This is a genomic window from Brevundimonas sp. Leaf168 (assembly GCF_001423685.1).
GTDB lineage: Bacteria > Pseudomonadota > Alphaproteobacteria > Caulobacterales > Caulobacteraceae > Brevundimonas > Brevundimonas vesicularis_C.
The window spans coordinates 143,702-163,390 of record NZ_LMOY01000013.1 but is presented as its reverse complement, the minus strand read 5'-3'; the positions used below and the strand labels follow the sequence as shown (position 1 = coordinate 163,390).

Sequence of the window (19,689 nt, the reverse complement as noted above, 5' to 3'; positions counted from 1 at the left end):
GCCGATAGCACACCTCAAGAATTCACCGCCGCTGTCGCCAGATCGCGGATCGTCGCGTTGGCGATCGTCAGTTTGGCGAAGGTCCATCCCGAGCCCGACTGTTCGATCTCGTCCACCGAGGCGCGCACGCCCTCGACCGTCGCCTGTTTGGAGCCGATCCAGGCGTCAACGGCGGTCTCGGCCGCGTCCTCGCTGACGCCGACCGACGGATCGGAGGCGCGGGCGACGGCGCGGGTCAGGGCCGCCTGCTCGTTCATCAGGTCCTCGATCAGACGACGGACGGCGAGACGATCGAAATGATCCGCAGACGGAATGGAGCCGGCGGCGGCGCGCAGACGGTCGAAGTCGAAGGCGGCCCCGACCTGGTGATACAGGCGCGCCATGGCCGCGACCGGCCAGTTCGCCTCCTGCGCCAAGTCCCCGATGTCGGAGGCGGCGACGAGGGGGCGCATGATGGCGATGCTGCGGCTCAGATCCTCAGGCGCGCCGTGGTCGGCGAAGCGTTTGACGCGCGCATCCAGACGCCCCTGTTCGAAGCGCGACAGGACCGGCGCGCCCTCGGCCTGCAAGGCGTCGGCGATCGGACGATAGCGGTCGATCAGGGCCTGAACCGACAGACCGCCCTTGGCGCGGCGGGCCAACCAGAAGGTCTGACGACGCAGGACGACGGCGATTTCTTGATAGAGGGCGATCTGGGCCTCGGCCGAGATCTTCAGGTCCAGGGCCGAAACGGCGTCCCAGGCTTCGTCCAGACGGAAGACGCGGCGCGCGGCCTCGAAGGCGATGATCAGGGCGGTGGTGTCGCATTCCGCCGAGCCGCGCAGACGGTCGGGGAAGGTCGGGCCGCACATGTTGACGACTTCGTTGGCCATGACCGTGGCGATGATCTCGCGCCGCAGACGGTGGCTCTTCATCTCCGGCTCGAACCGGGCCAGAGCCTCGGGGAAGTAGCGGACCAGGATCTGTTCGAAGAAGGGATCCTCGGGCGCCTGCGAGGCGACGATATCGTCCGACAGCTCCAGCTTGGCGTAGGCCATCAGGACGGCCAGCTCCGGCCGGGCCAGCGGAATGCCCGCCGTCATCAGCTCCTTGACGCGGGCGTCGTTGGGCAGGCCTTCGACCTTGCGGTCCAGTTTTCCGCGCGCCGACAGGCTCTGCATAAACCGCTGCTGGGCGTCCAGGGCGCCAACGCCTTCGGCCTGCTGCAGGGTCAGGGCCAGGGTCTGGTCGTAGTTGTGAGCCAGCACCTTGAGGCCCACCTCGTCGGTCATGGAGGCCAGAAGCGGCGTGCGCTCCTCGGCCGGCAGGACGCCGTTGGTCACGGCTGAGCCGACCAGGATCTTGATGTTGACCTCGTGGTCGGAGGTATCGACCCCGGCGGAGTTGTCGATGGCGTCGGTGTTGATCCGGCCGCCGGCCTGACCGAAGGCGATGCGTCCCGCCTGGGTGAAGCCGAGGTTTGCGCCCTCGCCCACCACCTTGACCCGCAGTTCGTCGGCGTTGATGCGAAGGGCGTCGGTGCCCTTGTCCCCGACCTGGGCGTCGGTTTCGGCCGCCGATTTCACATAGGTGCCGATGCCGCCCAGATAGAGCAGTTCGACCGGCGCCTTCAGGATGGCGCGGATCAGGCTGACCGGGTCCAGTTCGTCCTCGGCGATGTCCAGGGCCGCCTTGATCTGCGGCGTCAGCTGGATCGACTTGGCCGAGCGCGAGAAGACGCCGCCGCCCTCCGAGATCAGCGCCTTGTCATAGTCCTGCCAGGACGAGCGCGGCAGGTCGAACAGACGCTTGCGTTCGGTCCAGCTGGTCACATGATCCGGGTTCGGATCAATGAAGATGTCGCGGTGATCGAAGGCGGCGACCAGACGCGTGGCCTTGGACAGAAGGACGCCGTTGCCGAAGACGTCGCCGGACATGTCGCCGACGCCGACCATGGTGAAGGGCTGGGTCTGGATGTCCTTGCCCATTTCGCGGAAGTGGCGCTTGACCGCCTCCCACGCGCCGCGCGCGGTGATGCCCATGGCCTTATGGTCATAGCCGATGGAGCCGCCCGAGGCGAAGGCGTCGCCCAGCCAGAAGCCGTAGGAGGCCGAGACGCCGTTGGCGATGTCGGAGAAGGTCGCCGTGCCCTTGTCGGCGGCCACGACCAGATAGGGGTCGTCGCCTTCCCAGGCGATGACATTGGCCGGATGGGTCACCGAACCGTCGGCGGCGATATTGTCGGTGATGTCCAGAAGGCCGGACAGGAAGGTGCGATAGGCACGGATGGCCTCGCCCTGGATGGCCTCGCGGTCCGTCGTGCGGGGCAGTTGCTTGGGATAGAAGCCGCCCTTGGAGCCGACCGGCACAATGACCGCGTTCTTCACCTGCTGCGCCTTGACCAGGCCCAGAACCTCGGTGCGGAAGTCGTCGCGACGGTCCGACCAGCGCAGGCCGCCGCGCGCGACGGGACCAAAGCGCAGGTGCACGCCCTCGACGTGCGGCGCCCAGACGAAGATTTCGCGATAGGGTTTGGGCAGCGGCAGGTCGTCCAGCTCGCGCGAGGCGATCTTGATCGAGATGTGCGGCTTGGGCTGACCGTCGGCGTCCAGCTGGAAATAGTTGGTGCGCTTGATCGCGCCGATCAGGGCGGCGATGCGGCGCAGGGCCCGGTCGTGATCCAGGCTCTTCACGTCCTGCAGCAGGGTGACGATCTTGGCGTCCAGCTCGGCGACAGCCGGCGCGCGGTCGTCAGCCGAGCCCCCTTCGGGCGCGAACTTGGCCTTGAACAGCGACAGCAGGGCGCGCGCTACGTCGGGATATTCGCGCAGGGCCTCTTCTTGCACCGTCTGGGAGGGGTCGAGACCCGTCTGCTGGCGATAGTGGGCCAGGGTGCGGATCAGGGCGGCGTCGCGCCATTCCACGCCCAGTTCGATCACCAGGCGGTTGAAGCCGTCGCTTTCGTTGCGGCCGGTCCAGACGGCGGCGAAGGCGTCCTCGAACGGGCCCTTCACATCGTCGAAGACCAGCGCCTCGCCGCGCGGATCCTCCATCAGGAACTCGTGGACGTGGATCTCCTCCTCGCCCATCGGGCGGATCGGATAGCCGTATTCCTCCAGCGTCTTCAGGCCCATGTCAGCCAGGATCGGCAGGACGTCGGACAGGGGCACGGCCGGACCGCGACGATAGAGCTTGAAGCGGAACTGCAGTCGGCTGTCGTCCGGCGTGCGGAAGGCGCGCACGGCGACGGCCTTGCCTTCGCCCGGCAGACCCGTCTCGTTCAGCCGGTTCACATATTGCAGGTCGATCGCGGCCTCGTCGGCGTCATAGCGATCGCGATAGGCGGCGCCGAAAGCCTTGGCCCACTGGGCGCTCAGCGGACCGACGGCGACTTCCTCGACGCCCGAGCGACGCAGGGCGCCTTCGAAACGATCGACCCAGCCGCGACCGGCCTCGGCGACGTCGGCCTCCAGCTGTGCGGCGTCCGGGATCGGGTGGGCGCCGGGCTCGACGCCGATGATGTAGTGGATGCGCACCAGGGGCGCGTCGGACAGCTCCGGATACCAGGCCGAGATGCGGCCGCCCCAGGCGCGGGCGATGATCTGGCCGATGCGTTCGCGCACGGCGGAGTCGAACTTCTCGCGCGGGATGAAGCACAGGACCGAGACGAAGCGGTCGAACGGATCCTGGCGCGAGAAAAGACGGATGCGCGGCCGGTCGTAGAGGTGCAGGATGCCCAGGGCGATGGACAGCAGCTCGTCCTCGCTGACCTGGAACAGCTCGTCGCGCGGATAATTCTCAAGGATGTTCTTGAGGCGTTTCTCATTGTGGCTGCCGGGCGCCTTGTCGGCGCGGGCCAAGGCGTTGGCCACCTTGCGACGCAGCAGCGGCACCTCGGTCGTCAGCTGGTCGTAGGCTTCCGACGTGAACAGGCCGACGAAACGGGTCTCGCCCGTCGCCTTGCCGTCCGGGCCGTAACGCTTGACCCCGACATAGTCCATGTAGGCGCGACGGTGGACGCGCGAGCGGGCGTTGGCCTTGGCCACCGTCACCGGTTCGCTGAGGTCCAGCTGGCGGCGCATCTGGCGCGTCAGGACGGCGGGTTCCGACGCACGACGCAGCACGGTGCGCTCGGGATCGGCCAGAATGCCCAGGCCGTCGGTGGACAGGCCCAGCGGCGCCTCGGCCTCATAGTCGCCGTCGGCGTTCAGCGGATAGTCGTAGTCGCGCGCGCCCAGGAAGACGAAATGGTCGCTCTTCAGCCACTTCAGGAAGGCGATGTTCTCGGCCAGGACGGCGGGATCGACTGGGGGCGGGGTCTCTTCCAGACGCTGCACGGCCTGGCGCATCAGAGACGTCATGGCGTCGTGATCGGCGACGGCGGCGTGGACGTCCGACAGGCTCTGGGCCAAGCCTTCGCCCAGGGCGTCGCGACGCTCCTGAGGCACGCTGTCGATGACCAGCATGATGATCGACAGGCGGCGGCCGTCCAGCTCGACCACCGGGTGGAACAGGGCGCGCACGGACACGGCGGCCTCGGCCAGGGCGCCCATGACGCTGTCGACCAGGAAGGGAGCGTCGGACTGGACGATGCGCACCAGATCGTAATCCAGCACCTTGTCCGATGCGCCGTGCAGCGGGCCGACGGTGATGGCGGGAGCGGCCGCGTCGGTCGGATAGGACTTGGCGGCGGTCCAGGAGGCGGCGAGCAGGGCGGCCAGATCCTCGCCGCTCAGCTCAGGCGTCTCATCGGCGGAATAGTCCTCGTGCGCCTGGGTCAGATAGGTCTGTTCGACTGCGCCGGGCCCGGTCCCCACGATCTTGGCGAAGGCCGCCTCCAGCGCGGCCTTGGTGATCGGCTGAACGGGTTGGCGCAGATCGTGGGCGGTCATGGACGAGCAGTCTCGAACGACGCGGCAGGGCCGCAAGGGATGCGGCGCGACGAGGCGCCACCCCCGCTGACTAGGCCAGGTCCGGTCGCTCGGGAAGCCCCTGGCGACCGTTCATTGTAATGATCAGTGATCAGGTTGGAATTATTGTGCAGCGCCACAAAGCAGAAAGCCGCCGGACTGGGGGAGTCCGGCGGCCTGCGCGAGCGGCGCCTGGAGGGGAGGGGAGGGCGCCGGCTTCGCTTCGCTGCGGTTCGGAGGGGGAGTGTCCCGCAGCGTCGAAATCGAAAATGGGAAGCCCCCTGCGCCGTTCAAGAGCAGATCAGGCGGAATCTTTCGCGACATTTTGGCGCCTCTGAGCGGCGATGAAGACGTCGGCGAATGCGGGCGACAACGGATTCCGATGCTATGCGTTAGGATGGGTCAACGGTGAAGCTGGAGCACCCGATTACATGCGTCGCTTTTTGATGGGTTCGATCGTGGCGGCCGTGGTCGGCCTGTTGCTCGCCGGCGCCGGATACTGGGCCTATTGGAACTTCTATTCGCGGTTCCAGCCGGTCACGATCAGCCGCAATCAGGCCGAGGTGCAACAACTGCTGGACGAGGCGTCCTGGGTGTCGGACGGCAGCGGGGGACAGGCCCTGTATATCGTCACCTATCGCGACAGCGCCTCGGCCCTGCGTTACGCGCGCGACGAGGCGCCCAAGCTGAAGGCGGCGGGGATCGAGACGCGCTACATCCTGTTCGCCCGCCCCGATCTGGAAGGCGCGGCGCAATCGACGGCGGCGGAGCGGGCGACGGTCGCGGAGCTGTGGCTGACGCGCGACTGGCCGCTTTATCAACGCTGGATGGCGACGCCGGCGAACAGCTGGACCGCCGCCGGCGTGCCGCAGGCGGACGGCAATCTGGCGCGCACCGCCGTGGTGGAGGCCGGCCGTCGCTTCAACGAACGGCTCAGCCAACTGCTCCAGGAGTCCGGCGTCGACATCAGCTATCCGCTGATCCTGTGGCGGGATAAGCAGGGCTTCCTCAAGGCCTGCGGCTGCTCGGATCGGCAGGCCTGGGCCTTCATCCGCGACGATGTCGGCGCGCCCGACCGGTTGGGGCAGTCCGACACGGGACCAATCGCGCCCGATGAAGCGGCGCCGGCGCAGGACGCCCGCCCCTCGGCCATGCCCTATCCGGACCTGCCGGCGATCCCTCCGGTCAATGCGCCGGGGAGCGGGACCACGCCGACGCCGCCCTCGCCTGAAGCCCGCCAGGCGACCCCGCCCGCATCGAACCAACCGAGGACGCCGCCGCGCACGGCCCCGGCGCCCAGCAAGCAGGACGACACGACCTTCTACTGATCAGAGGGATCGGCAGGCCGCGACCAGGCGATCGACGTCCTCGGCGTCCTGATACAGGCCGAAGCCGAAGCGGATGACGTCCTCGCGCACATCGGTGACGATGTTCGCTACCCGCAGACCCGCGCACCAGGCTTGGGCGTCGGGATGACGCAATGCGAGGAAACGGGCGCGCGGCGCATCGCCCTCGACGGGATTGAGGATTTCGGCCTGAGACAACACCCCGGCCTGTCCGGACTGAACGGCCTGCTGGAACGTGGTCGCCAGATCGCGCGCATGGGCGGCGATGGCGGCGGTGTCGAGCCCCTGCTGATCCAGCATTCGGCGCACGGCGTTGAAACGATACAGCGGCGTGCAGTCGAAGGTGGCGCCCCAGAAGCGACCGCCGTCGCTGCGGTATTGGACGCCGCCGGGAGGCCCCGACAGGTCGCCGAACTCCGCGAACCAGCCGGTGACGACAGGACGCGGGCAGAAGCCGGGCGGGGCGTGCAGAAAGCAGACGCCCTCGCCCGACATGGCGTATTTGTAGCCGCCGGAGACATAGAAGACCCGGTCCGCCACCGCCGACAGGTCGGTCGGTGTCGCCATGAAGCCGTGATAGCCGTCGATCAGCACCCAAGGCCCTTCGGGTCTCGCCAGGGCGGCAAGCTCCTCGATCCGGTCGAACAGGCCCCCGGTGCGGAAGAAGACTTGGCTGACCACGATCCAGTCGTAACCGCCCTTGGACGCCTCGGCGATAAAGCGGTCGGCGAAGGTGTCGAAAGGGGCTAGCGGAACGCGCGTGACCAGCGCCGCCCCGACCTCTTCCCACCGTTCGGCCTGACGACGGAAGGAGTGAAATTCGCCGTCGGTCGCCAGAATGCGGACCGGCTTGGTCTCCACGCCCGAAAACAGACGCAGCAGGAAGTCGTGGGTGTTGGACGAAAAGACGATGCTGTCGGGCGAGGGCAGGGCCAGCTCGGCCGCGACATGGGCCTGGGCCTCGGGGATCACCTGACCGAAGACGAGATCCCACTTGTGGTCGGCATGCAAGTTGGCGTCGAGCCAGGTCTGCAGCTGCGCCTCGAAACTGGCGTCGGGCCACAGGTGATGGCTGTGCGCGGCGAAATGCAGCCGACCGGGCGCCGCTGACAGGGCGCGGGAGAAAAGGGACTTGTAGGTCATCCCTCTTCTTTAGGACATCTCACCCAGCGCTCAAGCAGCGAGCCGCCACGCGGCGAGCGATAGCGCCCCGGGTAGCGCGCCTCTTAAACCAGGGCCCCGTGGCAGTGTTTGAACTTGCGGCCCGAGCCGCAGGGGCAGGGGGAGTTGCGGCCGGTCATTTCCCAGCCGGGCGGCAGGGCCTCGATCGGCAGTTTGGAGCGGTCGTCGCCGATCAGCGTGCCTTCGGGGTTCTGGGCCGACGGATCAGCCATCTCGTTCTCGCCGGTGCCGGGGTTCAGGTGGATTTCCTGGAACTCGGGCAATTCGGGCGGAGCCTGGAAGCGGAACTCGACCGTCATCAGCCAGCGGGTGACGTTGTGGCGCAGGTCGTAGAGCAGGTTCTCGAACAGCGAGAAGGCTTCGGTCTTGTATTCGTTCAGCGGGTCGCGCTGGCCATAGCCGCGCAGGCCGATGACGCCGCGCAGGTGGTCCAGATGGACCAGGTGCTCGCGCCACTGCATGTCGATCATCTGCAACATGAACTGCTTTTCCAGACCGCGAGTCTGGTCGGCGCCGATCTGTTCCAGACGTTCGGCGGCGCGAGCGTCGGCGGCGGCCAGCAGCCGCTCCTCGATCTCCTCGTTCGACACGCCTTCCTCGGCGGCCCAGTCGTGCAGCGGCAGTTCAAGCCCCAGGGTCGAGCGGACCTTTTCGTCCAGGCCGTCGATGTCCCACTGCTCGGCATAGGCCTTGGGCGGCATATAGCGTTCGACCAGGTCCGACACGACGTCGCGGCGGAAGTCGCCGACCAGTTCCGACAGATCCTCGGAGTCCATGAACTCCTGACGCTGTTCGAACACGGCCTTGCGCTGGTCGTTCACGACATCGTCGTATTTCAGCAGGTTCTTGCGGATGTCGTAGTTGCGGGTCTCGACGCGCTTCTGGGCGGTCTCGATGGCGCGGTTCAGCCAAGGGTGGGTGATGGCCTCGCCCTCAGCCACGCCGAAGGTCTTCATGATCGAGTCGAGGCGGTCGCCGGCGAAGATGCGCAGCAGGTCGTCCTCGCAGGACAGGTAGAATTTCGAGGTGCCGGGGTCGCCCTGACGGCCGGTGCGGCCGCGCAGCTGGTTGTCGATCCGGCGGCTCTCGTGGCGCTCGGTGCCCAGAACGAACAGACCGCCGGCCTCAAGCGCGATCTTCTTCTGGACAGCGATCTCGGCCTTGAACTCGGCCTCCTTGGCCGTTTCCATTTCCGGCGTGACCTCGACGGCCATGTTGCGCTGTTCCAGCAGCCACTTCTGCATCTTCATCTCGAGGTTGCCCCCGAGCTGAATGTCGGTGCCGCGGCCCGCCATGTTGGTGGCGATGGTCACCACGCCCGGCAGGCCGGCGTCGGCGACGATATAGGCCTCCTGCTCGTGCTGGCGCGCGTTCAGGACGCTGTGGGGAATGCCGCGCAGCTTGGTCTCGTAGGTGATGTCATAGGCGGCGTCGCCGATCTTCTCGGCTTCCTTGGCCTTGCCCGCATATTCCGGCTTCAGCGTGCGCGAGGTTTCGACCTTGTATTCGAAGCGGCTCAGCAGGTCCGACAGCTGTTCCGAACGCTCGATCGACACGGTGCCGACCAGGATCGGCTGACCGGCGAGGTGGCATTCGGCGATCTGGCGCGCGATGGCCTGGTTCTTCTCGGCGTGGGTCCGATAGACCTCGTCGTCGTAGTCCTTGCGCTGGATCGGCCGGTTGGTCGGCACTTCCAGCACGTCCATCTTGTAGATGTCGCCGAATTCCTGGGCCTCGGTCGCAGCCGTGCCGGTCATGCCCGACAGCTTTTCGTACAGGCGGAAGTAGTTCTGGATCGTCACCGAGGCCAGGGTCTGGTTCTCGGGCTGGATCTTGACGTCTTCCTTGGCTTCGATGGCCTGGTGCAGACCTTCGGACAGGCGGCGGCCGGTCATCATGCGGCCGGTGAACTCGTCGATCAGGACGATCTCGCCGCCCTTGATGATATAGTCCTTGTCACGCTGATACAGGGTGTTGGCGCGCAAGGCCTGGTTGGCGTGGTGAACCAGGCTGATGTTGGCGGCATCGTACAGGCCCGTGGTGTCGGCGGCGAAGTGACCGCCGGCCTCCAAGGCTTCTTCCATCCGCTCGGAGCCCAGCTCGGTCAGCAGGACCTGCTTCTGCTTCTCATCGAGCTCGAAGGTGTCCTTGTCCTTGATCAGGTCTTTGATCAGGCCGTCGAGGATCTTGTAGAGATCCGAACGGTCCTCGGTCGGGCCCGAGATGATCAGAGGCGTGCGCGCCTCGTCGATCAGGATGGAGTCGACCTCGTCAACGATGGCGAAGTTGTGCGGACGCTGCACCATCTCGCGCCGGTCATAGACCAGGTTGTCGCGCAGATAGTCGAAGCCGAACTCGTTGTTGGTGCCGTAGGTGACGTCGGCGTTGTAGGCCTGCTGGCGCTGGCCCTGGCTGAGACCGTTGACGATGACGCCGACCTCAAGGCCCAGGAAGCGATAGACCTTGCCCATCGTCTCGGCGTCGCGGCGGGCCAGGTAGTCGTTGACGGTGATGACGTGCACGCCCTTGCCGGGCAGGGCGTTCAGATAGACCGGGGCGACGGCGACCAGGGTCTTGCCTTCGCCGGTCCGCATCTCGGCGATGCCGCCTTCATGCAGGATCATGCCGCCGGCCAGCTGAACATCATACTGACGCTGGCCCAGCACGCGCTTGGAGGCTTCGCGCACGACGGCGAAGGCTTCGGGCAGGATCTTGTCCAGGGTCTCGCCGTTCGCCAGCCGGTCGCGGAAGGCGTCGGTCATCATCCGCAGTTCGTCGTCGGACAGGGCGGCGAACTTGGGCTCCAACGCATTGATGCGCTGGGCGTGGTCCTGGAAGGCCTTGACCTTGCGGTCGTTGGAAGAGCCGAAAAGTTTCTTGGCGAAGCCGAGCATATTGGATCCGGTAAGCGGTCGAGCGTCTGCGAGCTGAGCGGCTCTGAAATCCCGTGAGGGGCGGCGATACGGACGCCGTGAGAGAGGCCCTGACCGACCGCAGCCCCGGAGCGCCGCATCAGGCGCGCGCGAAGGGCCGCGCAGACGATCAAAACCCCTCGACTTGGGCGCAGGCGGGACTTAAGCACCGGCCTAACCCCTGTCAACGCGAGGGGCTTTCGGCCGCCTTCGACGGAGCGCCCCCTTGACCCCCTTCCGGCGATCTTCACGCATTCTGACGGCGGCCTTGCTGACGGCGACGCTTTCAACCGCCGCCTGTTCGCGCGGCGGCGAAAACCGGCCGCCCGAACAGGGGGACCAGGCCGTGGCCACGGTCCAGGACGAGACCATCTGGGCCTCGGATGTGAAGCGCGAGGCGGTTGCCCAAGGTTTGATCGGCGAGGACGAGGCGCTGGATACGACGTCGGATCTCTTCCGCCGGGTGCTGGACGAGGTGATCGACCAAAAGCTGCTGGCCGGAGAGGCGCAGCGGCGGCGGCTGGACTCCTCGCCTCTGGCGCAGCGGCGTCTGGAAGCGACGCGCGAACGCATCCTGGGCGACATGCTGGTCGAGAGCGTGGTCAACAAGGCTGTCTCGGACCAGGCTGTGCAGACCCTGTATAATGAGCAGCTGCGGCTGGCGAAGACCTCGGAAGAGATCCGCGTGCGGCTGATCCTGTCGCGCACCAAGCCCGAGGCGGACGCCGTGATCGGCATTCTGGGCCAGGGCGCTGGCTTCGAGGCGGTGGCGGCGGAGCGGTCGATCGACGAGGCGACGCGGTTTTCCGGCGGGGATCTGGGCTATTCGACGCTGGATGTGATGCCCCAAGCCTATGCCGACGCCCTGCGCGACAAGCCGGCCGGATCGACCGTCGGGCCTTTCCAGACCGAGGGCGGCTGGGCGGTTCTGAGGGTCGAGGACCGGCGCAAGGAAAACCCGCCGACGCTGGAGCAGGCCCGACCGCAGATCGTGCGCTATCTGACCTATGAGGGCGTGCGACAGTTGCTGGAACAACTTCGCGGCAAGGCCAAGGTGGATGTCCGCCTGCCCGCGCAGACGCCGCCCGCATCGCCTGCTCCTTCCGCTTCTCCGGGCGCCTAACATGACCAAGCCTCCCTCTACGACCGGCCAGAAGATCGAGCATGCATTCGAAAAGGCGCTGGACCCGTTCGCCACGGCGCTGAAGCGCGCAACCCGCACGCCGGGATCGGATGCGGCGCCAGCCGCCGCGCCTGCGCCGGCCGCCGCCGGCAAGCCGGGTCTGGCCATCTCGCCCCTGGCCGTGCCGTTCCCGACCATTCCGCCGATCGGCGGGGTCGAGATCGCGACCGCGCGCGCCGGCTTCTACAAGCATGAGCGCGACGACCTGGTGGTGTTCCGGTTCGCGCGGGGGACCAGCTGCGCCGGGGTCTTCACCCGCCACAAGATCGGCTCGGCGCCCGTGGACTGGTGCAAGAAGCATCTGGCCGGGGCCGAGGGCGGCAAGGATGTGCGCGCCCTGGTGATCAACGCCGGATGCGCCAACGCCTTCACCGGCAAGGCCGGCGCGGACGCGGCGCGGCGCACGGCCTCGGAGGTCGCCAAACGGTTCGGCTGTCGTCAGCGCGACGTCATGCTGGCCTCGACCGGCGTGATCGGCGTGGTGCTGGATGACAAGAAGATCGTCGCCAAACTGCCCGAGATCGAGAACGGACTGGAGGCGGACGCCTGGGCCCGGGCCGGTCGCGGCATCATGACCACCGACACCTTCCCCAAGGGCTCCTACGCCGAGGCCGAGATCGAAGGCTACAAGGTCCGGATCGCCGGCATCGCCAAGGGATCGGGGATGATCGCACCGGACATGGCGACCATGCTGGCCTTCATCGTCACCGATGCGGACATCCATCCGAACGTGCTGCAGGCTCTGCTGGGCCTGCATGTACGCACCACCTTCAACAGCGTGACGGTGGATGGCGACACCTCGACCAACGACACGGCCCTGCTGTTCGCCACCGGCACCTCGGGCGCGCCGCGCATCGGGCGGGTCGGGGATCGCCGGCTGAAGAGCTTCTCGGCCGCCCTGGACAAGGTGATGCTGGACTTGGCGCACCAGCTGGTGCGCGACGGCGAAGGCGCGACCAAGTTCGTCAAGGTGACGGTGGACGGCGCCGCCTCGCCCGCCTCGGCCCGCAAGCTGGCCAAGTCCATCGCCGACAGCCCTCTGGTCAAGACCGCCATCGCCGGTCAGGACGCCAACTGGGGCCGGGTCGTCATGGCGGTGGGCAAGACCGAGGAACCGGTCGATCGCGACCGCCTGGCCATCAAGTTCGGTCCGCACCAGGCCGCCATCGACGGCGCCCCGTCCCCGACCTACGACGAGGCCAAGATGACCGCCTATATGAAGAACCCCGAAATCGACATCACCGTCGACGTGGGTTCGGGACGGGCGTCGGCGACCGTGTGGACCTGCGATCTGACCAAGGGCTACATCGAGATCAACGGCGACTATCGCTCGTGACCGCTTCGCCCCTTCCCACCGTCCTGGTCGTCGCCGTCGCCCTGGTTGACGTGGATGGGCGGGTTCTGATCGCCAAGCGTCCCGAGGGCAAGAAGCTGGCCGGTCTGTGGGAGTTTCCGGGCGGCAAGGTCGAGCCCGGAGAGCGGCCCGAACAGGGCCTGATCCGCGAGTTGAAGGAAGAGCTGGGCATCGACGTCAGCGAAAACTGTCTCTCGCCATTCGTTTTCGCCAGTCACGCTTACGATTCGTTTCACCTGTTGATGCCATTGTATCTTTGCCGACGGTGGGACGGCGTGGTCACGGCGCGTGAACACGACGGCCTGGCCTGGGTGAAGCCGAGCAAACTTTCGGACTATCCCATGCCGCCGGCGGACGAACCTCTGGTCGCCTGGTTGCGCGACCTGCTCTGACCACCGCCGACCAGGGAGGCCGGCCATGCGACGTCTTATCGGCCGGTTCCTGCGCAATGAGAGCGGGGCCACAGCCATCGAATACGGGCTGCTCTGCGCCCTGATCTTCCTGGCGATCGTGACTTCGATCAGTGCCTTGGCGAACAGCCAGAACGGCGGCCTGGCCGCCACAGTGAACAAGCTGAGCGCCGCCATACAGGCCGCGATCAGCTAGTCCGGCTCGTCGCCCGTCATTTCCTTGACGCCCAGGGCATCGGCCAGCCGCGTCTTGGCCGAGCCGCGCGGCAGGGGCTTCTGCTGGCTGTCGTGGGGTTTCCAGCCGGCCAGGTGGATGATCTCGAACGTCGCCGGTATGCGGCCGTCGTCGAGACCGTATCGCTCGGCATAGAGGGCGGCGGCGCGCGCCACGATACGGCGGCTCAACGGCCGAACAGGTCCGTGCAGGACATTGGTCTCGCCCATGGCGCGCAGGTCGCGGATCAGGGCGAACAGGTCGGCGTAGCGGACAGTGAAGCGGTCCACGTCCGACACCGGCAGGGCGAACCCGACGCGCTGCAACAGGGCCGCCCCGTCATAGCCGTCAGCGAAGGGCGAGACACGCGCCTGGGCGCCGCCGCGCTCCTCCAGTTCGACCTCGGTCAGGACGGCGCGTAGCTCTTTTAGGGTGCCCGCGCCGAACAGCGTGCCGATGAACAGGCCGTCCGGTTTCAACGCGCGCCGGATCTGGGCCAAGGCGCCGGGCAGATCATTGGCCCAGTGAAGGGTCAAAAGAGAGACGATCAGATCGGTCGAGGCGTCGGCCAGCGGCAGCGCGTCCGCACCCGGCGCTGCGCGCTGGGCCAGGGAGACGGGCGTCTGGACGGGGCCGACCCGTCCCGCGGCGTCGCTGGACCGGACCGCCGCATGAAACACGCCTGGATGGGCGGACAGATCGACCGCAACGGGAAAATCGCGCAGTATGGCTTCCAGGCTCTCGGCGGCGTTGGCGGCGGCGCGGGCGTTCAGGAAGTCAGCCTGGGGGAACCGGGCGGCGGACCGCGCCAGCCGCGCCTGACGTCGAACGGCGTCGAAGATGCGCGGGGGGCCGTTGGAAGGGGATTGGGGGGCGGTCATGGACGCACAGGATGGGGGCTGGCGGCGCGCCTGGGAAGGGGCGGGCCGTCACTTGCGCGGAGCGGGGCGGGGACTGGCCGACCTGATCCTGCCGCCGATGGCGCATGATAGCCGAGAGGCGACGGCTGCGGCCGGCCTGACGCCCGACGCCTGGAGCCGGATCAAATTTCTGGAAGCGCCGGTCTGCGACGGCTGCGGGGCGGCCTTCGACTTTGACGGCGGCGCCTTCGCCGAGGATCGCTGCGCCACCTGTATCGCCAAGCCCTATGCGTTCGGGAGAGCGCGGGCGGCATGCCTGTATGACGAGGCGTCGCGCGGCCTGATCCTGAGGTTCAAGCACGGGGACCAGCAGCAGTTCGCGCCCCTGTTCGCGCGCTGGATCGGGCGGGCCGCGGCCGATCTAGTCGAAGAGGCGGACGTGATCCTGCCCGTGCCGCTGCATCGGTTTCGCCTGTTGTCGCGGCGGTTCAATCAGGCGGCCGAGATCGCCCGGCCGCTGGCCCGGCACGCCGGCCGCGACTATCTGCCCGACGCCCTGGTCCGCACGACCCACACGACCAGCCAGGGCGGCAAGAGCCAGCGCGGGCGGCGGCTGAACGTCAAGAAGGCCTTCGCCGTGACCGAGGCGGGCCGGCGTCGGATCCGGGGACGACGCATCCTTCTGATCGACGATGTGTTGACCACGGGCGCGACCGGGGAGGCCTGCGCGCGCGCCCTGATCGACGCCGGAGCGCGCGCCGTGGATCTCGCCGTCATCGCGCGGGTGCGAAACGCCCGTGAACTGACTATGTGAAGAGCGCCCTATCACTCGCCGCGCGGCGGGTCGCTGCTTGAGGGCGCTGAATTTTATATTGGAGATCTGAACTTGGCCGACGTCGTCATCTACACCAAGCCTGGCTGCCCCTACTGCTTCAGCGCCATGTCGCTGCTGAAAAAGAAGGGCGTGGACTATACCGAGATCGTCGCGTCCAACGATCCCGACAAGAAGGCCGAGATGGTCGAAAAGTCCGGCGGCCGCATGACCTTCCCGCAGATCTTCATCGACGGCCAGCACGTCGGCGGCTCGGACGACATCCACGCGCTGGATCGCGACGGCAAGCTGGACGGACTTCTGGCCGCCTGATCCATGAGCAGCGGGCTCGACATCGCCCTGATCCAGACGCGCACGCCGGCGACGGCGCGAGAGGCGCTGGCCCATGTCGAGCCCCTGATCCGCGAGGCGGCGTCGGGCGGGGCGAAGTTCGTCCTAACGCCCGAGGGGACCAATGTCCTGGAGCAACGCCGCGACAGGCGCGATGCGGCGATCACGACCGAGGACGAGGACGTCGCCGTTCTGGGTCTGCGTCGTCTGGCGGCGGAACTGGGCGTCTGGCTGCTGATCGGTTCGGCCATCGTCCGGTCAGGCCAAGCGGGAGATGGCCGCGCCGCCAATCGATCGCTGCTGATCGATGCGTCGGGCGGGATTGTGGCCCGATACGACAAGCTGCATGTCTTCGACGTGAACCTGCCCAATGGCGAGACCTATCGTGAAAGCGCGACGGTGAGGCCCGGCGACGGGGCGGCGGTCGCGGATACGCCCTGGGGTCGGCTGGGCCTGACCATCTGCTACGACATCCGCTTTCCCCACCTGCATCGGCATCTGGCCAAGGCGGGGGCGTCGATGATCGCCGTGCCGGCCGCCTTCACCGCCCCGACCGGGGAGGCGCATTGGGAGACCCTGTTGCGCGCCCGCGCCATCGAGACGGGGGCGTTCGTCCTGGCGCCGGCGCAGGGCGGACTGCACGAGGACGGTCGCCGCACCTGGGGGCGATCCACCGTCGTCGGCCCGTGGGGCGAGATCATCGCCAAGGCGGATCACGACGAACCTTGCATCGTGCGTGCGAAACTGGACATGGAGGCCGTGGCCAGGGCGCGCGCCGCCGTGCCCAGCCTGACCCACGATCGCGATTACCTGCCCGCTGTTTGACGCCCCATGATCCGCTACGCCCTGAAATGCGACCAGGCCCACGCCTTCGAAGCCTGGTTCGGCTCCTCGACCGACTATGACGACCAGGCGGCGCGGGGGCTGGTGGAATGCTCGTTCTGCGGTTCGCACGCGGTGGAAAAGGCGATCATGGCCCCGGCCGTCAGCGGCGCCCGCAAGGCCGATCCCGCCTCTGACGTCGCCGCCAAGATGCAGACGATGATGATGGCCGCCGCCCGCGAGGTCCGCGCCCATGTCGAGGCCAACTTCGACTACGTCGGCGACGCCTTCGCCCGCGAGGCGCGCGACATCCACGAGGGCCGATCCGAGAAGCGCGAAATCTATGGCGAGGCCACGCCCGCCGAGGTGAAGAAGCTGAAGGACGACGGCGTTCCGGTTTCCGCCCTGCCTGACGCGCCGCCAGACCCGTCCAAGGTGAACTGATGACTCTGCAATGGCGGCCCATGCGGCCTACGGACATCGATGCGGTGGTGGAGGTGGCGCGGCTGTCGTTTCCCGACCATTTCGAGGATCGCGCCTGTTTTCAAAACCGGCTGGCGCTTTATCCGCGCGGCTGTTTTGTGCTGGCGGAGGGCGAGGGCGCCGCGCGGGGCTATCTGATCGCCTATCCGTGGAAGGCCGAGAGCGCGCCGCCGCTGAACACGGTGATCGAGGGCCTGCCGGCTCAGCCGGATTTGATCTATCTGCACGATCTGGCCCTGCACCCCGAGGCGCGGGGCGGGGGCGTGACCGGCGCCATCGTCGAGCGGCTGGCCGAACAGGCGACGGAAGACGGCTGGCCCGCCGTCGCCCTGGTCGCGGTCAATGACGCCGTCGGCTTCTGGTCTCGACACGGTTTCGTCGAGCAGCCCGCCGAGGCCATGGCGGCCAAACTGGCCAGCTACGGCGCCGACGCCCGCTATATGCTGCGACCGCTCTAGCGCCGATTGAGCGCGGTCTGGCCGCCCGCGCGCACGAAATGGATGCGCTGAGGACGGGGCAGGGCGACATAGGCCCGGCGTCTCATTTCACGCTCGCAGACGCTGGCGTCGCCAAGACTGTCAGGCGTCAGGACCGCGCGATGGAGGGCGCACCAGTCATGGCTGGCGGCGCGAATGCGGCCGGCCAGGATCATCGCCTCGCCGGGTCGAGCCATGTTCAACCCCTCGGCGTTTACATGCATGTCCGGCGCCTGGCCCGCGCCCAAGGCGGCGGCAAGCGCGGCTGCGATCATCAAATCCATCGTCATTTCCCCTTCGGAATGGGCCTGCGTCAGGCCCGTCGTGGGAAGGAGGCGTCCGTCGACGGCGTCGGATGCGGCGTCGCGGATGAAATATCGGTAAGGCGGCGATCGGCGCGACAAACGCCCGCTCTGGTCTTTCTGTCCACATGCCTGTAAGAGGCGCGCGCCTCCCGCATGCCTTTTCATGACCAGCGGCCGCCCGTATGCCGGCCGCGCCTTTTCGCGATACTCAAATGAACCTGCGCAACGTCGCCATCATCGCCCACGTCGACCACGGCAAGACGACCCTGGTGGACCAACTGCTCGCCCAATCCGGCGTCTTCCGAGCCAACGAGGCGCAGACCGAGCGCGCGATGGACTCCAACGACCAGGAAAAAGAGCGCGGCATCACCATCCTGGCCAAGTGCACCTCGGTGCTCTGGAACGGCAAGGCGGGTGAAACCCGCATCAACATCATCGACACCCCCGGCCACGCCGACTTCGGCGGCGAGGTCGAGCGCATCCTGGGCATGGTGGACGGCTGCGTCATCCTGGTCGACGCCGAAGAGGGCGTCATGCCCCAGACCAAGTTCGTGCTGACCAAGGCGCTGAAGATGGGCCTGCGCCCGATCCTGTGCATCAACAAGGTCGACCGCGCCCACGCCGATCCGGACCGCGTCCACAACGAGACCTTCGACCTGTTCGCCGCCATCGGCGCGACGGACGAGCAGCTGGACTTCCCGCACATCTACGCCTCGGGCCGCAACGGCTGGGCGACGCTGGATTTGAACCAGCCCAACGACAATCTGGCCCCGCTGTTCGACCTGATCGTCGATCACGTCCCGCCGCCCGCCGTCCAGGCCAACCGCGACAAGCCCTTCCGCATGCTGGACGTACTGATCGAAAGCGATCCGTTCCTGGGCCGTCTGCTGACCGGCCGCATCGAGAGCGGCAAGGCCGTTCCCGGCATGGCGATCCACGCTCTGGACCGTGAAGGCAAGGAAATCGAACGCGGCCGCATCACCAAGGTGCTGGCCTTCCGCGGACTGAAGCGTCAGGCCCTGGACGAGGGTTCGGAAGCGGGCGACATCGTCGCCATCGCCGGCATGTCCAAGGCGACCGTGGCCGACACCCTGTGCGCCATGGAAGTCACCGAGCCTCTGCCCGCCCAGCCGATCGATCCGCCCACCATCTCCATGACCGTCTCGGTCAACGACAGCCCCCTGGCCGGTCGCGAAGGCGACAAGGTCCAGTCGCGCGTCATCCGTGATCGCCTGCTGAAGGAAGCTGAGGCCAACGTCGCCATCCGCGTGACTACGACCGAAGGCGGCGACGCCTATGAAGTCGCCGGCCGTGGCGAACTGCAGCTGGGCGTTCTGATCGAGAACATGCGCCGCGAAGGCTTCGAGGTCTCGATCTCGCGTCCGCGCGTGGTGTTCCAGACCGGCGAGAACGGCGAGAAGCTGGAGCCGATCGAAGACGTCATGATCGACGTCGACGACGAGTTCTCGGGCATCGTCATCGAGAAGCTGTCGGCGCGTAAGGCCGAAATGACCGACATGGGCCCGTCGGGCGCCGGCAAGACCCGCATCAGCCTGAAGGCGCCGTCGCGTTCGCTGATCGGCTATCAGGGCGAGTTCCTGACCGACACGCGCGGTTCGGGCGTGCTGAACCGCGTGTTCAGCCACTATGAGCCGCACAAGGGCGCGATCGCCGGTCGTCTGAAGGGCGTTCTGATCTCGAACTCTGACGGTGAAACCGCCGCCTTCGCCCTGTGGAACCTGGAAGACCGCGGCATCATGTTCGTCGGCGCCGGCGAAAAGACCTATCAGGGCATGATCATCGGCGAGAACGCGCGCTGGGACGACCTGGACGTCAACCCGATCAAGGGCAAGCAGCTGACCAACGTCCGCGCCTCCGGCAAGGACGAGGCCGTGCGCCTGACGCCGCCGCGCCAGATGTCGCTGGAACAGGCCATCGCCTATATCGACGACGACGAGCTGGTCGAAGTGACGCCCAAGTCCATCCGCCTGCGCAAGCAGACGCTGAACCCGTCGTTCCGCAAGAAGCGCGTTCGCCCGGAGTAGTCAGCAATCCCTGACTGACGTGCGGTGGGATGCGGCCTATAGACGG

The 19,689-nt window shown here is 67.3% G+C and carries 16 protein-coding genes; 11 read left to right on the top strand and 5 right to left on the bottom strand.

Annotated elements, in window-relative coordinates:
* Nucleotides 1-14 precede the first annotated feature (14 nt).
* Nucleotides 15-4,871, bottom strand: coding sequence for an NAD-glutamate dehydrogenase (locus ASF81_RS14035; RefSeq protein ID WP_055809685.1), 4,857 nt, complete (start codon nucleotides 4,869-4,871; stop codon nucleotides 15-17).
* Nucleotides 4,872-5,320: 449 nt separating this feature from the next.
* On the opposite strand from ASF81_RS14035, the gene ASF81_RS14030 reads away from it, so the two are divergent.
* Complete coding sequence (locus ASF81_RS14030; protein ID WP_055809681.1) at nucleotides 5,321-6,217, top strand: hypothetical protein; 897 nt, start codon at nucleotides 5,321-5,323, stop codon at nucleotides 6,215-6,217.
* Here ASF81_RS14030 and ASF81_RS14025 read toward each other — a convergent pair whose 3' ends face one another.
* Both ASF81_RS14025 and secA read right to left on the bottom strand, forming a co-directional pair.
* Entirely contained in the window at nucleotides 6,218-7,378 is a 1,161-nt protein-coding gene (locus ASF81_RS14025; protein WP_055809678.1) for an aminotransferase class V-fold PLP-dependent enzyme, read from the bottom strand.
* 83 nt (nucleotides 7,379-7,461) lie between these two features.
* Complete coding sequence (secA, locus tag ASF81_RS14020; RefSeq protein WP_055809675.1) at nucleotides 7,462-10,311, bottom strand: preprotein translocase subunit SecA; 2,850 nt, start codon at nucleotides 10,309-10,311, stop codon at nucleotides 7,462-7,464.
* A gap of 244 nt (nucleotides 10,312-10,555) precedes the next feature.
* Between secA and ASF81_RS14015 the strand changes: the two genes are divergently transcribed.
* Genes ASF81_RS14015 through ASF81_RS14000 form a run of 4 tightly spaced genes read left to right on the top strand, consistent with a single transcriptional unit; the run spans nucleotide 10,556 to nucleotide 13,472 of the window.
* Nucleotides 10,556-11,452, top strand: a complete 897-nt coding sequence (locus ASF81_RS14015; protein ID WP_369814919.1) for a peptidylprolyl isomerase — start codon at nucleotides 10,556-10,558, stop codon at nucleotides 11,450-11,452.
* A gap of 1 nt (nucleotide 11,453) precedes the next feature.
* A complete protein-coding gene (argJ, locus tag ASF81_RS14010) occupies nucleotides 11,454-12,848 on the top strand; it encodes a bifunctional glutamate N-acetyltransferase/amino-acid acetyltransferase ArgJ (RefSeq protein ID WP_055809669.1) in 1,395 nt (464 codons plus the stop codon).
* A complete protein-coding gene (locus tag ASF81_RS14005) occupies nucleotides 12,845-13,258 on the top strand; it encodes a (deoxy)nucleoside triphosphate pyrophosphohydrolase (protein WP_055809665.1) in 414 nt (137 codons plus the stop codon). The genes argJ and ASF81_RS14005 overlap by 4 nt, the downstream gene beginning before the upstream one ends.
* 25 nt (nucleotides 13,259-13,283) lie before the next feature.
* Nucleotides 13,284-13,472: a Flp family type IVb pilin gene (locus ASF81_RS14000; RefSeq protein WP_039246696.1), complete on the top strand. Its 189-nt coding sequence runs from the start codon at nucleotides 13,284-13,286 to the stop codon at nucleotides 13,470-13,472.
* Here the strand turns inward: ASF81_RS14000 and ASF81_RS13995 are convergent.
* Nucleotides 13,469-14,371, bottom strand: a complete 903-nt coding sequence (locus tag ASF81_RS13995; RefSeq protein ID WP_055809661.1) for a methyltransferase domain-containing protein — start codon at nucleotides 14,369-14,371, stop codon at nucleotides 13,469-13,471. The two genes, ASF81_RS14000 and ASF81_RS13995, sit on opposite strands and share 4 nt — an antisense overlap.
* Between ASF81_RS13995 and ASF81_RS13990 the strand changes: the two genes are divergently transcribed.
* The 5 genes from ASF81_RS13990 to ASF81_RS13970 all read left to right on the top strand — a co-directional run bounded on the left by ASF81_RS13990 (nucleotide 14,370) and on the right by ASF81_RS13970 (nucleotide 17,275).
* Complete coding sequence (locus ASF81_RS13990; RefSeq protein WP_055809658.1) at nucleotides 14,370-15,164, top strand: ComF family protein; 795 nt, start codon at nucleotides 14,370-14,372, stop codon at nucleotides 15,162-15,164. The two genes, ASF81_RS13995 and ASF81_RS13990, sit on opposite strands and share 2 nt — an antisense overlap.
* Nucleotides 15,165-15,236: 72 nt before the next feature.
* Nucleotides 15,237-15,494 carry a glutaredoxin 3 gene (gene grxC / locus ASF81_RS13985; RefSeq protein WP_055755096.1) on the top strand — a complete coding sequence of 86 codons (258 nt, stop codon included), beginning with the start codon at nucleotides 15,237-15,239 and terminating at the stop codon, nucleotides 15,492-15,494.
* Between the two features lie 3 nt (nucleotides 15,495-15,497).
* Nucleotides 15,498-16,337: a carbon-nitrogen hydrolase family protein gene (locus tag ASF81_RS13980; protein ID WP_055809656.1), complete on the top strand. Its 840-nt coding sequence runs from the start codon at nucleotides 15,498-15,500 to the stop codon at nucleotides 16,335-16,337.
* Between the two features lie 6 nt (nucleotides 16,338-16,343).
* Nucleotides 16,344-16,778: a DUF1178 family protein gene (locus ASF81_RS13975; RefSeq protein ID WP_055809653.1), complete on the top strand. Its 435-nt coding sequence runs from the start codon at nucleotides 16,344-16,346 to the stop codon at nucleotides 16,776-16,778.
* A complete protein-coding gene (locus ASF81_RS13970; protein ID WP_055809650.1) occupies nucleotides 16,778-17,275 on the top strand; it encodes a GNAT family N-acetyltransferase in 498 nt (165 codons plus the stop codon). Before ASF81_RS13975 ends, ASF81_RS13970 begins: the two co-directional genes overlap by 1 nt.
* Here the strand turns inward: ASF81_RS13970 and ASF81_RS15190 are convergent.
* A complete protein-coding gene (locus ASF81_RS15190) occupies nucleotides 17,272-17,577 on the bottom strand; it encodes a UrcA family protein (RefSeq protein WP_162237600.1) in 306 nt (101 codons plus the stop codon). The genes ASF81_RS13970 and ASF81_RS15190 overlap by 4 nt on opposite strands.
* A 233-nt stretch (nucleotides 17,578-17,810) precedes the next feature.
* Between ASF81_RS15190 and typA the strand changes: the two genes are divergently transcribed.
* Nucleotides 17,811-19,643 (top strand): translational GTPase TypA, encoded by a 1,833-nt coding sequence (gene typA, locus ASF81_RS13960; protein WP_055755091.1) that lies wholly within the window; start codon nucleotides 17,811-17,813, stop codon nucleotides 19,641-19,643.
* Nucleotides 19,644-19,689 lie beyond the last annotated feature (46 nt).

Coding starts and splice junctions, on each gene's coding strand:
- ASF81_RS14035 (WP_055809685.1), bottom strand. CDS start 4,871: ATGACCGCCCACGATCTGCGCCAACCCGTTCAGCCGATCACCAAGGCC.
- ASF81_RS14030 (WP_055809681.1), top strand. CDS start 5,321: ATGCGTCGCTTTTTGATGGGTTCGATCGTGGCGGCCGTGGTCGGCCTG.
- ASF81_RS14025 (WP_055809678.1), bottom strand. CDS start 7,378: ATGACCTACAAGTCCCTTTTCTCCCGCGCCCTGTCAGCGGCGCCCGGT.
- secA (WP_055809675.1), bottom strand. CDS start 10,311: ATGCTCGGCTTCGCCAAGAAACTTTTCGGCTCTTCCAACGACCGCAAG.
- argJ (WP_055809669.1), top strand. CDS start 11,454: ATGACCAAGCCTCCCTCTACGACCGGCCAGAAGATCGAGCATGCATTC.
- ASF81_RS14000 (WP_039246696.1), top strand. CDS start 13,284: ATGCGACGTCTTATCGGCCGGTTCCTGCGCAATGAGAGCGGGGCCACA.
- ASF81_RS13990 (WP_055809658.1), top strand. CDS start 14,370: ATGGACGCACAGGATGGGGGCTGGCGGCGCGCCTGGGAAGGGGCGGGC.
- ASF81_RS13995 (WP_055809661.1), bottom strand. CDS start 14,371: ATGACCGCCCCCCAATCCCCTTCCAACGGCCCCCCGCGCATCTTCGAC.
- ASF81_RS13980 (WP_055809656.1), top strand. CDS start 15,498: ATGAGCAGCGGGCTCGACATCGCCCTGATCCAGACGCGCACGCCGGCG.
- ASF81_RS13975 (WP_055809653.1), top strand. CDS start 16,344: ATGATCCGCTACGCCCTGAAATGCGACCAGGCCCACGCCTTCGAAGCC.
- ASF81_RS13970 (WP_055809650.1), top strand. CDS start 16,778: ATGACTCTGCAATGGCGGCCCATGCGGCCTACGGACATCGATGCGGTG.
- ASF81_RS15190 (WP_162237600.1), bottom strand. CDS start 17,577: ATGGATTTGATGATCGCAGCCGCGCTTGCCGCCGCCTTGGGCGCGGGC.
- typA (WP_055755091.1), top strand. CDS start 17,811: ATGAACCTGCGCAACGTCGCCATCATCGCCCACGTCGACCACGGCAAG.